At 35.1% G+C, this 13424-nt stretch carries 15 protein-coding genes; 9 read left to right on the top strand and 6 right to left on the bottom strand.

The genetic code is table 11. The features are described 5' to 3' along the window. Positions 1-242: 242 nt before the first annotated feature. Entirely contained in the window at positions 243-389 is a 147-nt protein-coding gene (locus KI356_RS06670) for a BH0509 family protein (RefSeq protein WP_000817786.1), read from the bottom strand. 153 nt (positions 390-542) lie between these two features. Continuing rightward, positions 543-959, bottom strand: coding sequence for a pyridoxamine 5'-phosphate oxidase family protein (locus KI356_RS06665; RefSeq protein WP_088057414.1), 417 nt, complete (start codon positions 957-959; stop codon positions 543-545). 179 nt (positions 960-1138) lie between these two features. Between KI356_RS06665 and cax the strand changes: the two genes are divergently transcribed. Together cax and KI356_RS06655 are read left to right on the top strand one after the other, a co-directional pair. Beyond that, on the top strand, positions 1139-2194 hold the full coding sequence (gene cax / locus KI356_RS06660; protein WP_212935093.1) for a calcium/proton exchanger: 1056 nt from the start codon (positions 1139-1141) through the stop codon (positions 2192-2194). Between the two features lie 81 nt (positions 2195-2275). Continuing rightward, positions 2276-3073 (top strand): YfkD famly protein, encoded by a 798-nt coding sequence (locus tag KI356_RS06655; protein ID WP_128282583.1) that lies wholly within the window; start codon positions 2276-2278, stop codon positions 3071-3073. Positions 3074-3112: 39 nt separating this feature from the next. Here the strand turns inward: KI356_RS06655 and yfkAB are convergent, their stop codons facing one another. After that, positions 3113-4240: a radical SAM/CxCxxxxC motif protein YfkAB gene (yfkAB, locus tag KI356_RS06650; protein ID WP_212935092.1), complete on the bottom strand. Its 1128-nt coding sequence runs from the start codon at positions 4238-4240 to the stop codon at positions 3113-3115. A 213-nt stretch (positions 4241-4453) separates the two neighbouring features. Between yfkAB and KI356_RS06645 the strand changes: the two genes are divergently transcribed. From KI356_RS06645 to truA, 6 genes are all read left to right on the top strand, one after another. After that, complete coding sequence (locus tag KI356_RS06645; RefSeq protein ID WP_000513558.1) at positions 4454-4636, top strand: SE1561 family protein; 183 nt, start codon at positions 4454-4456, stop codon at positions 4634-4636. Between the two features lie 204 nt (positions 4637-4840). Continuing rightward, positions 4841-6361, top strand: coding sequence for a fumarate hydratase (fumA, locus tag KI356_RS06640; RefSeq protein WP_205685979.1), 1521 nt, complete (start codon positions 4841-4843; stop codon positions 6359-6361). Positions 6362-6487: 126 nt separating this feature from the next. Next, entirely contained in the window at positions 6488-7270 is a 783-nt protein-coding gene (pdaA, locus tag KI356_RS06635) for a delta-lactam-biosynthetic de-N-acetylase (RefSeq protein ID WP_128282581.1), read from the top strand. A 59-nt stretch (positions 7271-7329) separates the two neighbouring features. Beyond that, positions 7330-8193: a DNA-3-methyladenine glycosylase family protein gene (locus KI356_RS06630; RefSeq protein ID WP_212935091.1), complete on the top strand. Its 864-nt coding sequence runs from the start codon at positions 7330-7332 to the stop codon at positions 8191-8193. A 10-nt stretch (positions 8194-8203) separates the two neighbouring features. Next, entirely contained in the window at positions 8204-9583 is a 1380-nt protein-coding gene (gene rlmD / locus KI356_RS06625) for a 23S rRNA (uracil(1939)-C(5))-methyltransferase RlmD (protein WP_212935090.1), read from the top strand. Positions 9584-9639: 56 nt separating this feature from the next. Next, positions 9640-10377 carry a tRNA pseudouridine(38-40) synthase TruA gene (truA, locus tag KI356_RS06620; protein ID WP_128282531.1) on the top strand — a complete coding sequence of 246 codons (738 nt, stop codon included), beginning with the start codon at positions 9640-9642 and terminating at the stop codon, positions 10375-10377. 46 nt (positions 10378-10423) lie between these two features. On the opposite strand, the gene KI356_RS06615 is transcribed toward truA, so the two are convergent. From KI356_RS06615 to KI356_RS06605, 3 genes are all read right to left on the bottom strand, one after another. Next, on the bottom strand, positions 10424-10768 hold the full coding sequence (locus tag KI356_RS06615; RefSeq protein WP_002091161.1) for a DUF4064 domain-containing protein: 345 nt from the start codon (positions 10766-10768) through the stop codon (positions 10424-10426). 378 nt (positions 10769-11146) lie between these two features. Beyond that, positions 11147-11350 carry a hypothetical protein gene (locus KI356_RS06610; protein WP_128282529.1) on the bottom strand — a complete coding sequence of 68 codons (204 nt, stop codon included), beginning with the start codon at positions 11348-11350 and terminating at the stop codon, positions 11147-11149. 84 nt (positions 11351-11434) lie between these two features. After that, positions 11435-12838, bottom strand: coding sequence for a sigma-54 interaction domain-containing protein (locus KI356_RS06605; RefSeq protein WP_212935089.1), 1404 nt, complete (start codon positions 12836-12838; stop codon positions 11435-11437). Positions 12839-13140: 302 nt separating this feature from the next. Here KI356_RS06605 and KI356_RS06600 point away from each other — a divergent pair, with 302 nt between their 5' ends. Beyond that, positions 13141-13395, top strand: coding sequence for a biotin/lipoyl attachment domain-containing protein (locus KI356_RS06600; RefSeq protein WP_128282527.1), 255 nt, complete (start codon positions 13141-13143; stop codon positions 13393-13395). Positions 13396-13424: the final 29 nt, after the last annotated feature.

Below are 13424 nucleotides of genomic sequence, written 5' to 3'. Positions count from 1 at the left end.
TAGTAAAATTCCTCCAATCTTACATTATTATACATGAAAATCATTCTCATTGTCATGTATAGTGTGAACTTTTAATCAGTGGGGGTGGTGGTTCATCCCCCGCTGATTATTAGCCCGACTCCCACCTAACTTCTTTGCTCCACCTGAATTTTGAGGTGGGAGTTTTACTGCCCGCAAATAGCGGGATAAATAACGAAATAAACCCCCGCCCTATATTTTTAATAAGGTGGGGGTTTATTATACTACTCTGCTATTTCTTCATATAAAAAGTACGTTACATTATAAATATGTTCTACTTCATCATCCGTCATAAATAATAATTCGTCACGTTCAATCCCTTTTTTCTTTTCAATAAACTCAATCATATTTTTTCGTTCTTCTCTTTTCATCAATTTTATTTCCCCTCTCAATCTGTTTTAATACAGTTTATTTAAGTTACTGCTATTATATAACAGAATCTTTAGAAAGTTCCACCTATTTTATTATTTTTTTCAGAAGAACCTTTCGACAAAACAAGCCCACCTAAGGGGGCTTGTTTTATTTTATAGTCGTAAAAACTCGGGCTCAGTCGCACCAGCACTATCGATGTAATAAATTGTGTCTGGATTGATTTTTATCAGCACGTAATTAGGGTCTTCGGCACCAAGTAACCAGCGTTTTAAGCTATTATTCCAAAACTTGTTTTTTAATGTTGAATCTTCTTCGATTGAAGCTAAGCCTTCAACCTCTATATAATCTTCATCTAATTTTTTTCCTTCTCGTCCGAGTAGTACATGTACATTTGGATTATTTTCAATATCTGTTATCTTTTTTGATTTTCGATCTGTTGCAACGTATAGTACAAAATCTTCATGGAAAAACATCATAAAGGCACTATGCGGCTTCTCGTTACGTACAGTAGATAACACACCAGTTCTTTGTCCTTGAATAATCGTTGCGATTTTTTCTTTTAAGTGCATATTTTTAACCTCTTTTCATAATTTATAATTCTCTCTGCTCAAACAAGATGATTTCAATATCTTTTATACTGTTTTCTTCATTCCAATTTTTTAAACGTAATTGTGATGAAATCGGACAAGTTAGGAGATGAATAATAATAATATCGAGGAGAAATACATACGATGGAAGGATGAAAAGCATGTTTAATAAAATATTTCTTATAGTAGCGCTTATAGGTGTACCACTTTCTGTAATCGGAAAAACACTTCATTGGCCACAAACCATTATGTTTGTTGTATACTGCATTACTATTATTGCATTAGCTGGTTTTATGGGGAGGGCGACAGAAAGTTTAGCAATCGTTTCTGGGCCTCGGATAGGTGGTTTATTAAATGCAACTTTCGGTAATGCGGTTGAACTTATCATTTCAATTTTTGCACTTCAGGCAGGATTAACAGAAGTTGTTTTAGCTTCCTTAACTGGTTCTGTACTTGGAAACTTATTACTGGTAGGAGGGTTATCCTTCTTTATAGGTGGCCTTAAGTATAAAAGACAAAGTTTCAATGTTTATGATGCAAGACATAATTCAGCTTTATTAATATTTGCTGTTGTCGTAGCCTTTGTTATTCCGGAGATTTTTTCAATGAAGATGGATGCTGGAAAGACGTATCAATTAAGTATTGGTGTTTCTATCATCATGATTATTATGTACCTTGCTGCATTGCTATTTAAGTTAGTTACGCACCGTGGTGTATATCAACATAAAAGTGACGAAGTAGCGCATGAAGAAGAGCCAGAGTGGTCGAAAGGGAAGGCACTCCTTATTTTAGCGATAGCAACACTGGCGGTAGCTTATGTATCAGAGGCGCTCGTGCATACTTTTGAAACTGTTGCAAAATCATTTGGTTGGTCAGAGTTATTTATAGGGGTTATTATCGTTGCAATTGTTGGAAATGCAGCGGAACATGCATCTGCAATTATTATGGCTTATAAAAATAAAGTAAATATTGCAGTCGAAATTGCAATAGGCTCTACATTACAAATCGCCATGTTTGTTGCTCCTGTATTAGTATTGCTATCTATGTTCTTCGCGCAGAGGATGCCTTTAGTATTTACCATACCAGAACTTGTGTCTATGATTACAGCCGTTTTCTTAACGATTGCGATTTCCAATGATGGAGATACAAACTGGTTTGAAGGCGGCACTTTACTAGCGGCGTATGTCATTATGGGAATTGGTTTTTATTTATTATGAAAAATAGGCATAACAATTGTGCTCAGAGAAAACAATAAATGAAGTAGTATATATACCTTTACATAGGAAGGAGCCAGACAGGTGAAACGAGTATACAGCATATGTCTTTCAACTATGGTCTCGTTTATTTTATTATTTCCTAACATGAGTTTTGCAAAGACAACAGTAGGAACAAAAATGCCTTCATCTGTTTTAAATATTTCAAAAGATAATACGTTTCCAAATGATGCACAAGATTTGCCGCGCTTGCAGCCAAGTAAGTTTGCTCAGGAATTATTGAAAACGGCAAATATCAAAATTGAAAATCCCGATTTAATTCGAATGTTTAATGAAACAACAATTTCGAATGCACCGCTTGCGGTAGGGTACCGGGCGAAAATTTATTTAGGTCAATGGGCATTAAATTATGAATCAATAGATACATCGATTAATTGGGAATATAAACAAGTGAATCGAAATGTGTATGATAATCGCGGAGGAGATCGCTTATATCCACTTCGCTATAAACAAGAAACTCAAAAGACAATCGAAGGCGATTTAACAGCAGATATGAAAGATGCTACAGATGTGAAAAAAATGATGCTACTAAAAGCACTTGAAAAAGTACAATTGCCACTTTCATTTAAAACAACCATTGGTTATGGTACTGGACATGAGCGAGTATATAATATTAGTCCAAGTCAACTAGGATATTTATACGCTTATACGCCAGCAGTAAATGAAAAAGGAAAAGTAACGTTTGGAGAAGTGTACCTTGTTTTAAAGGGAAATCAAAAAAGGCTTGTTGTAAAAAATGTTACTTCTCAAGGAATTGGGGCAGCTATTCCAATTCATGATCATTTGTTTTTTAAATTTATTTCCTCGTCGCATTCACAATGAAATTAAAAAACGTCAGCCCATATAAGCTGACGTTTTTATTTATAACATAAGGTTTGATTTTTTTGATAAGAAATCTTCTGTTGGATAGTAGCTGTTTTTTACAAGAACATTCGGTCCAAGACATTTCACAGCAGGGCAATGACAGCTTAATGATTTTGCTGTTTTTGAAGCGCACCATTTTTCATATGCTTCTTGTAATGTGTGTGTTTGTATGTTTCCTAGAAGTGGAACATCACCAAAGTCCGTCACAATAATATTTCCATCGAAAATGTTTACATTTAAACGAGAACGGCCATCTGGATCATTACGTACAGTTACATTTTTACTTTCATGTAATTTCTTAAATGTAGCTAAATCGCGTTCATCATCACTACATGCATAGAAAGGTAATGTTCCAAATAACATCCATACATTTTCATCACGAATTTCTAATAAATGTTCAATTGCTTTTCGAATTTCGTCTTTTGTTAAAATTTCAAGTGTGCTAGCGAAGTCACTTGGATACATCGGATGCACTTCATGACGTTTACAACCCATTTCTTCAACGATTTGACGATGAATATGTTCGATATGTGGTAGAGTTCGTTTATTTAGCATCGTTTCGGCTGATACGAGTACACCTGCATCTGATAGAGCTTTACTATTTGTAATCATTCGTTCGAATAATTTTGCACGTTGTTCATACGTAGGTTTACGCTCCATCATTGCAAATCCGCCTTCAACGAAGTCATCAATTGTTCCCCAGTTATGTGAAATATGCAATACATCTAAGTAGGGAATAATTTGTTCGTAACGTGCTAAATCTATAGTTAAGTTTGAGTTAATTTGAGTGCGAACGCCTCGTTCATGGGCATATTTTAAGAGTGGTGTTACATAGTTGTCGACGGATTTCTTTGAAAGCATAGGTTCTCCGCCAGTAATACTTAAAGAACGTAAATGAGGAATCTCATCTAATCGTTTTAATAAAAGCTCCATCGGAAGCGGATTTGGATCTTTCGGCTGTAATGTGTAACCAACAGCGCAATGCTCGCAACGCATATTGCATAATGTCGTCGTTGTAAACTCAACGTTTGTTAATAGTAGTTTGCCGTACTCTTCAAGGTCCATATACGCTTCCCATGGATCGTAAGAAGGAGTAATCGGCTTCATTTTTTGTGATATCGTCATATGAAATACTCCTTTGACTATTGAAATAACAATTTGTCCATTCTCTATAATAGAAGAATATGTACTTTTTATAAAGTGAAACTTTTTGGCGGAAAAAGAGAGAAGGCTTACATTATAGCGGATGACCGTGACAAAATTGATGAAATTTCATGCCCATAGCAATCATTTTTGCGGTATAATAAAAGCAACTCGAATTAAAAGGAGAGTGCCTTCATGGGAAAAGCAATTCAAGATAAAGATACACAATTAGTATATTTAAAAGAGCGTTTAAATATGTTCATTGAAGTAATTGATACAATTGAACCTGAAGAAGTAGAGTTAGAAGATGTAGATCGTCTTCTTGCGATGTTAGATGAATTAGAATTAAAATGTGAGCAATTTAAAAAAGACGAATAATATATTAAAAAGGCTGCCAATACAAAATTGGTAGCCTTTTTCTGTACGGATAATAGAAGGAATATAGAAAAAAAGGTATAATCAAGTTGTGAAAAATTTCATTTATACTTTAATAGCGTGATAAATAAAAAGCTGAAGAGCATAACGATGGAATTTTCATCTCATAACGTTTTGGTAGCGTTCACAATTGAGGGGGAAGTAACAATGGAAAAGCTTCAAGAAAGCATGTATCAACTAGTTGTTGAAACGTCAACGAACTTACCGAAAGATGTTCGTCGTGCAATTCAACAAGCAAAGGAACGAGAAAATGCAGGGACTCGTTCTGCGATGGCACTTGGCACAATTACGAATAACATTAAAATGGCAGATGATAATATCTCGCCGATTTGCCAAGATACAGGGATGCCAACGTTTAAAATTTATACACCGGTTGGTGTGAATCAATTAAAACTGAAGGAAGCTATCTATAGTGCGCTTGAGCGGGCGACAAAAGATGGTAAACTCCGTCCTAACTCTGTTGATTCTCTTTTTGGAGATAATAGCGGAAACAATTTAGGGCCAGGTACACCAGTTATTAAGTTTGAGCAATGGGAAAAAGATTATATTGATGCACGTTTAATTTTAAAGGGCGGCGGCTGTGAGAATAAAAATATTCAGTATAGCTTACCGTGTGAATTAGAAGGACTTGGACGCGCAGGTCGTGATTTAGAAGGAATTCGTAAATGCCTTCTTCATGCAGTATATCAAGCGCAAGGTCAAGGTTGTAGTGCAGGTGTAATTGGTGTTGGTATCGGGGGAGACCGCACATCAGGTTACGAATTAGCAAAAAATCAATTATTCCGTACATTAGATGATGTTAATCCAGTACCAGAGTTACAAAAACTTGAAGAGTACGTATTAGAAAATGCGAATAAGCTTGGCATTGGTACGATGGGATTTGGCGGAGAAACAACTTTACTTGGTTGTAAAATTGGCGTATATAATCGTTTGCCAGCTAGCTTTTACGTATCTGTTGCGTATAATTGCTGGGCATATCGCCGCCTTGGTGTGAAAATCCATCCTGAAACAGGAGAAATTATGGATTGGCTATATCAAGAAGGTGACGATACACTTCAGCACGAAGTACAAGAAAAAACAGAGCAGCGCGAAATCGTATTGCAAGCACCAATTACAGAAGAACAAATTCGTGAACTTCGCGTTGGTGATGTTGTAACAATTAATGGCATGATGTATACAGGCCGTGACGCAATCCATAAGCATTTAATGGATAATGATTGTCCAGTAGACTTAAATGGACAAGTTATTTATCACTGTGGTCCAGTTGTAGTAAAAGATGAGAATGACAACTGGCAAATTAAAGCGGCAGGTCCAACGACAAGTATTCGTGAAGAACCATACCAAGGCGATATTATGAAAAAGTTCGGTATCCGTGCTGTAATTGGTAAAGGTGGAATGGGTGCGAAAACATTAGCTGCTTTAGAAGAACACGGTGGTGTGTACTTAAATGCAATTGGTGGTGCAGCGCAATATTATGCTGAATGTATTAAAGAAGTGAAAGATGTTGATTTCTTACAATTTGGTATCCCAGAAGCAATGTGGCACTTACGTATTGAAGGATTTAAAGCAGTTGTAACGATGGACTCTCATGGTAATAGTTTGCATGCTGATGTTGATAAAACATCACTTGAAAAATTAGCGAGCTTTAAAGAGCCAGTATTTAAGTAAACAAAAATGCACCTCGAATCATTCGAGGTGCATTTTTTTGGTATATATAGAAAAACATGTTTAGCATGAAAGAATGCACAGCAACAGAAACTACAGGTACGATTATATATGGAAAGGAGACTATTTATGAAATATAAATGGTTATATATAGGTCTCATTTTTTCAATTATGATGGCACTTGTTCCAGTTTCAACATTGGCTTATACAAATACTCCACATAACTGGGGGATTCCGCGTCCTAAAAATGAAACAGTACCAGATGCAGGGAAACTATATACGGATTTACTACAAAAAAATGGTGGGTTTTATTTAGGGGACACGAAGAAAAAAGATATTTATTTAACATTCGATAATGGATATGAGAATGGATACACAGGGAAAATCTTAGATGTATTAAAAGAGAAAAAAGTACCGGCAACTTTCTTTGTAACAGGGCATTATATTAAAACACAAAAAGATTTGTTATTACGAATGAAGGATGAAGGACATATTATTGGAAATCATTCGTGGAGTCACCCTGATTTTACAACAGTCAATGATGTAAAACTTCGTGAAGAATTAACGAGTGTGACAGAGGAAATAAAAAAAGTAACTGGGCAAAAAGAAGTGAAATATGTACGTCCTCCGCGCGGCGTATTTAGTGAAAGAACATTAGCTCTTACGAAAGAAATGGGCTACTATAATGTATTTTGGTCACTTGCATTTCTTGATTGGAAAGTGGATCAGCAAAGAGGATGGCAATATGCGCATAACAATGTAATGACGATGATTCATCCAGGATCTGTTTTATTACTTCATGCAATCTCGAAAGATAATGCAGAAGCACTTGCGAAAATCATTGATGATTTGCGCGAGAAAGGGTATCATTTTAAAAGTCTAGATGACTTAGTAAAAAGCAATCAACCGTAAGCATGTATGCTTGCGGTTTTCTCATGCTATAATGATGTGTAAAAAGGATGGGGAAACGTATGTGGAGCGAACATGTTACGTTAGAGTATCCGTATCATTTTGAAGAGGTATTAAAACGGTTATCTTTTGATCCTCTTAACGTCATTCAATTAGATGAGAAAGTCATTTATGTCCCGCTTTGTATAGATGAGGAACAGGTTGTTGTTCGCTTGCAAGGGATTGGTACTGTTCAAAATCCACAGTTTTGGATTTCTAGTCAAACAGGAGATCCGGAGAAAGTCATGAAACGAATGAGAGCCATTTTTCATTGGAATGAACCGTTTCAAGATATACAAAATCATTTTTTAAACACATCATTACGTCCACTATTTGAAACATATGCTTATACTCCAATTATTTTAGAATTTGATTATTTCGCTTGTCTTCTTCGCTGTATCATTCATCAACAAATAAATTTGAAATTTGCTACTGTGTTAACAGAACAATTTGTAAAACGATATGGAACAGAGAAGAATGGTGTATTCTTTTTCCCCACTCCGGAAATAGTAGCAAATATTTCAATAGAGGAATTGAGAGAGCAGAAGTTTAGTCAACGAAAGGCTGAATATATAGTAGGATTAGGTCAAAGTATTGTTAGCGGTACATTAGACTTAGCGAGTATAGAAACCAGGGCGGAAGAAGAGGTTTCGGCACAATTGTTACCGATTAGGGGGATTGGTGCATGGACAGTGCAAAACTTTTTAATGTTTGGGCTTGGACGGAAAAATATGTTTCCGAAAACTGACATTGGGATTCAGCGTGCGGTGCAAGGGATATTTCGATTAGAGGATAAACCTGATGATGTATTTTTAGAAAAAGTGAAACAAGAGTGTGAACCATACTGCAGTTATGCAGCGTTATATTTATGGAAAAGTATAGAGTAGAGGTGTAATAATGATACAAAAGCAACATGAGAGTAAGTTGGAAGTTGGTCAAACGTTTCCTGTGACAATTAAACGTCTTGGGATTAACGGAGAAGGCGTTGGTTATTTTAAGAGACAAGTTGTTTTCATTCCAGGGGCATTACCAGGAGAAGAAGTTGTTGCTGAAGCAACGAAAATCCAGCGTGGCTTCGCTGAAGCGAAAGTGAAAAAAGTTCGTAAATCATCACCACATCGTGTGAAAGCACCGTGTCCAGTATATGAGGAATGCGGTGGCTGTCAATTGCAGCATTTAGATTATAAAGAACAATTAAATCAAAAACGTGATATCGTTGTACAAGCATTCGAGAAGTATATGAACAACAGTTTAGAAGAGAAAATTCGTCCAACGCTTGGTATGGGAAATCCATGGCATTATCGTAATAAGAGTCAACTACAAGTAGGACGTAAAGACGAAAAGGTTATTACAGGGTTATATAAACAAAACTCACATCAGTTAATTGATATTTCTCATTGTATGATTCAGCATAAAGCAACGAATGAAGCGACAAAAGTTGTAAGACGTATATTAGAAAAATTAAATGTTTCTATTTACAATGAGAAAAAACAAAAAGGTTTAGTACGTACAATTGTGACACGTACTGCAGTTCAAACAGGGGAAGTACAAGTTACACTTATCACAACAAAAGAAGAATTACCAAATAAAGATCAATTTATAGCAGAAGTACAAAAACAGATGCCAAGTGTGAAATCAATTATGCAAAACGTAAACTGGCGTAAAACATCTGTTATTTTCGGTGATAAAACATTTAAATTAGCTGGAAAAGAAGTAATTCAAGAAACACTAGGTGATTTATCATTTGAATTATCAGCACGTGCATTCTTCCAGTTAAATCCAGAACAAACAGTTGTTTTATACGATGAAGCGAAAAAAGCAGCTGCTTTAACAGGCGATGAGAAAATTGTAGATGCGTATTGTGGTGTTGGTACAATCGGACTGTGGCTTGCAAATGATGCAGCGGAAGTACGTGGTATGGATGTAATTCCAGAAGCGATTGAAGATGCAAGAAAAAATGCGAAGCGTCACGGATTTACAAATACGAAATATGAAGCGGGTAAAGCTGAACAGTGGTTACCGAAATGGGTAAAAGAAGGATGGCGTCCAGATGTAATTGTTGTCGATCCACCACGTACAGGTTGCGACGATAAATTATTGGAAACAATTTTAAAAGTGAAACCGAAACAAGTTGTTTACGTATCTTGTAATCCTTCTTCATTAGCACGTGATGTACAAGCATTAATGAAGAGTTATGACGTGGAGTATGTACAGCCGGTTGATATGTTCCCGCATACAGCTCATGTAGAAAATGTAGTGAAGCTTGTTAGAAAGTAAAGTTTATTAATATTCCCTCATGGTATGAGGGAATATTTTCTATGAAGGAGAATACTATGCACAATTATAAAGTAACGATTCAGTATGACGGTGCGCGTTATAAAGGGTGGCAGCGTCTTGGTAATAACGACAATACGATTCAAGGGAAAATTGAAAGCGTAATATCTGAAATGATCGGAAAAGAAATTGAAATTATCGGCTGCAGCAGAACAGATGCTGGTGTACATGCTTTAAATCAAGTTGCTAACTTCCAAAGTGATGAGAAGTTAGTAGAACATAAAGTGAAGAAATATTTAAATCAATATTTACCCAACGATATTAGTATTACGAATGTAGAAGAAGTACAAGATCGCTTCCATGCTCGTTACAATTCTAAAGCAAAAACATATCTTTATAAGATTTGGAATGAAGAGCATACAAATCCATTTATGCGTAAATACAGCATGCATGTGAATAAAAAATTAAATGTGAAAAGCATGAAAGAAGCTGCGAAACATTTAGTTGGTTCACATGACTTTACTGCTTTTTCGAATGCGAAATCAAAGAAAAAGTCTATGGTTCGAGAAGTATATACACTTGAAGTGATGGAAGAAGCAGGATTCGTACAAATTAGAGTAAGTGGTAACGGATTCCTTCATAATATGGTCCGAAAAATTGTTGGAGCATTAATTGAAGTTGGATTAGGACAATTAGATGCGGACGCAATCCCGCAAATTTTAGAGGATAAACAGAGAAATCAAATTAATTGCCTTGCTGAGGCGAGTGGATTGTATTTGGAGAATGTTGAGTTTTAGAAAAGATATGGATAAGAAAAAAGCACTCATTTGAGTGCTTTTTCTTTTATGCTGATGCAGTAGTCTTATCTTTTCGGAAAATCCCCATTAATCCGCCGATTAATAATAAAACACCTGGTAATAAGTAAACAATAGAAATACAAATAAATCCACCAATGGCAGCGATAGTCATCATAATGCCACCTACTTTAGCTTTGCTCTTAACCATAACACATCCAACAATCCCCAATATTGAAAGAGCTACAGCAGCCCAGCCTAATCCAATAATTTGATTAGCTCCGTCAGCTTCAACTGCTGCTCCTATGCCTCCGATAAATAAAGCGATGAATGCACATAAAATCCCGAATATACCACCGATTAATCCTAATACAAATTCTGCTGTTCTTTTCATAGTAACCACCTTTTAGAAAATATTTATTAGCTTTTTCATCCGACTCACAATTTGTTAGTTCAAACAAAATGAACTACATGTTATTAACATAAGTGAAGTTTATCCTGCTATTTGCCGGGCAGTAAAACTCCCACTGATTAAAGTTTCACTTTATATAAACAATCTTCAGAGATGTTGAAATGTCAGATTTAGAACTTACATGATAACAAATATAATGAAAATATAATGTCGAAATTTGTCGGTTTTACTAAAGTGTATTTTTTCAGTATATAACTAATTTTGAGCTGAATTTCAAATCATTGAGATAAAGAAAGTAGAATGAAAAAACACGAGAGCGGTAAACGTCTCGTGTTTTTTATGATAATTAACTTTGTTCGTTTAAGAAGATTTTTCTCTTTTCATACGCAACTTCAAATTCCAAAAAGCGGCAAGCATAATAGCTGCAAAGGAACCGCTAATTGTTCCTAATAGCTTTGCATAAGGGAAGCTACTCATATCACCATTAATGAATAACATCATACATAGAACGGCAGGGAGAAGGTATAAGTAGTGTAATAACTTTAATTTTTTATCATCACTCATATATATAGCCCCTTTCTAGCATGTTACATGTATTTTTTAGCGTATTCTTCCAAGTGATTATTTGCACTTGGAGAAAGATTCATTTCATATGTGTAAATGCAGTTTTTTAATTCGATATTGTAAATTTTGTCTACTTAGTCCTAAAAATTTTGCAGCTTGTGAAATATTACCATTATTCTCTTTAAGAATTCGATTGATGTAGTTCTTTTCCATTTCTTCTATTGTGTATTTTAAAGTTTTAGGTGTATCCGTATTGTGAGTAGTTAGTGAAGGTTGCATATTGAATTCTTTTTTTATTAGTTCGCGAAAGCGAGTTGGTATATGAAAAGCTGTAATGATGTTCTCATCTTCTATTAAGTTCATTGAACCTTCAATTATATGTTCCAATTCTCGTACGTTTCCGGGCCAAGCGTATGCATAAAAGAATTCTTTTACATTTACATCTACATCCGTTACGCCGAGCCCAAATTGAATGTTATACTTTTCGATAAAGTGCTGAACAAGATATGCAATATCTTCTTTTCGTTCCCGTAAAGGTGGAAGGCATAAAGTAACGACGCTTAATCGGTAATATAAGTCTTCCCTTAATCGATTATGTGCAATAGCTTCAAGAGGGTCTTCATTAATAGTTGCTATAATACGAACATCAATTTCTTTTTCTTGTGCGCCCCCGATTCGTCGTATTGTTTTTTCTTGTATAGCCCGTAGTAACTTAGCTTGAAGCGTTGGGCTTAATGAGTTGATTTCATCTAACAACAAAGTCCCACCGTTTGCTTCTTCAAATAAACCAGGTTTATCTATTGCCCCTGTAAAGGCACCTCGATTCGTACCAAATAATAAGCTTTCCATTAGGGTATCAGGTATAGCTGCACAGTTTTGTGAAATAAATGGTTTTGTTGAACGCTGACTTTCGTTATGGATGCTTTGTGCAAATAGTTCTTTGCCAGTCCCCGTTTCTCCTACGATGAGTATAGATGAGGATGTACGAACTACTCTCTTTCCTTCTGCAATGATGGATTGAATGGCTCCAGAATCACCAATTATGTGATCAAAGGTAAATTTAGTATTTTGTTTTCGAGAAGTATTCATTCTTATTGGTTGCTTTAAGTGACTAATCTCTTTTGAAATTTCAATAGCGCCTTTAATTTTTCCATTTTCTATTATAGGGAAAGTATCGTTAATCGTCGTAATTTCTTGCCCTTTATTGTTAAAATACGTTTGTTTTATATTTTTGTTTGTTTTTCCAAGTTTTAATGCCTCTATAAGAGTACTATTTTTATTTTCTTCAAATGCAAATACGTCTAAAGGACTTTTATATAGTACATCTAAGCGGTCCATTGATTCAATTTCCATCATTTTGCGGTTATAGATAATCGTTTTACTTTCCTCATTAATAATATGAATCCCGATATCGAGTTCATTGAGTAAAGTTTCATATAACATATTCATTTCAATAATTTGTTTAAAATTAATTTCTTCTGTATGCATGTATCATCTTCTCCTCGTTTCACCCTATGAAGACTGACTCTTTATAATTTTATTAAAATTCTAACAAAATCGCAAAATTTTTTTGCTATTTTTCTTTTAAAACTTTTCAAACGATAGAAAAATTTTGCGGTTATGTAGATTTTTTTGTACGAAATCTTAATTTTCACATAGATATTGGGATTGGTACGTATCTTGCATAAATAGTAATTGAAATCTCTAAATTGAAGGAGTGGATGGATTAGAACTTTTCATAGGGTATGCGACATTTCAGTGCAAATTAATTAAGAGGAGGAATTTATTAAGTGAAGACGGTTATAGAAGGCGTGTATAGTCCTTGTTACGGGAAAGTAGAGAAATTATTTGTTACTGAAAGTTCTTACGTATATGAGTGGGAGAAATTAGCCTTAATTGAAACAATAGATAAACAGAAAGTAGAAATTAAGATAGGAATCAGTGGTTATATCGAATCGTTAGAAGTGATAGAAGGCCAAGCTATCGCTGATCAAAAACTATTAATAACAGTAAGGGATGACCTTTTGATAACAGGTAGTGATTAATATAAGTGATATGTATTTTGCTCTTTTAA

The organism is Bacillus hominis, from assembly GCF_018332515.1.
GTDB lineage: Bacteria > Bacillota > Bacilli > Bacillales > Bacillaceae_G > Bacillus_A > Bacillus_A hominis.
The sequence above is the reverse complement of the archived record's forward strand: the minus strand, read 5'-3'. Positions and strand labels throughout refer to the sequence as shown.

Excerpts from the sequence above, each read along its gene's own strand:
- KI356_RS06610 (WP_128282529.1), bottom strand. The coding sequence starts at position 11,350 with ATGAGTGATGATAAAAAATTAAAGTTATTACACTACTTATACCTTCTC.
- KI356_RS06630 (WP_212935091.1), top strand. The coding sequence starts at position 7,330 with ATGTGGAGCGAACATGTTACGTTAGAGTATCCGTATCATTTTGAAGAG.
- cax (WP_212935093.1), top strand. The coding sequence starts at position 1,139 with ATGTTTAATAAAATATTTCTTATAGTAGCGCTTATAGGTGTACCACTT.
- rlmD (WP_212935090.1), top strand. The coding sequence starts at position 8,204 with ATGATACAAAAGCAACATGAGAGTAAGTTGGAAGTTGGTCAAACGTTT.
- pdaA (WP_128282581.1), top strand. The coding sequence starts at position 6,488 with ATGAAATATAAATGGTTATATATAGGTCTCATTTTTTCAATTATGATG.
- KI356_RS06665 (WP_088057414.1), bottom strand. The coding sequence starts at position 959 with ATGCACTTAAAAGAAAAAATCGCAACGATTATTCAAGGACAAAGAACT.
- KI356_RS06670 (WP_000817786.1), bottom strand. The coding sequence starts at position 389 with ATGAAAAGAGAAGAACGAAAAAATATGATTGAGTTTATTGAAAAGAAA.
- truA (WP_128282531.1), top strand. The coding sequence starts at position 9,640 with ATGCACAATTATAAAGTAACGATTCAGTATGACGGTGCGCGTTATAAA.
- fumA (WP_205685979.1), top strand. The coding sequence starts at position 4,841 with ATGGAAAAGCTTCAAGAAAGCATGTATCAACTAGTTGTTGAAACGTCA.
- KI356_RS06605 (WP_212935089.1), bottom strand. The coding sequence starts at position 12,838 with ATGCATACAGAAGAAATTAATTTTAAACAAATTATTGAAATGAATATG.
- KI356_RS06645 (WP_000513558.1), top strand. The coding sequence starts at position 4,454 with ATGGGAAAAGCAATTCAAGATAAAGATACACAATTAGTATATTTAAAA.
- KI356_RS06615 (WP_002091161.1), bottom strand. The coding sequence starts at position 10,768 with ATGAAAAGAACAGCAGAATTTGTATTAGGATTAATCGGTGGTATATTC.
- yfkAB (WP_212935092.1), bottom strand. The coding sequence starts at position 4,240 with ATGACGATATCACAAAAAATGAAGCCGATTACTCCTTCTTACGATCCA.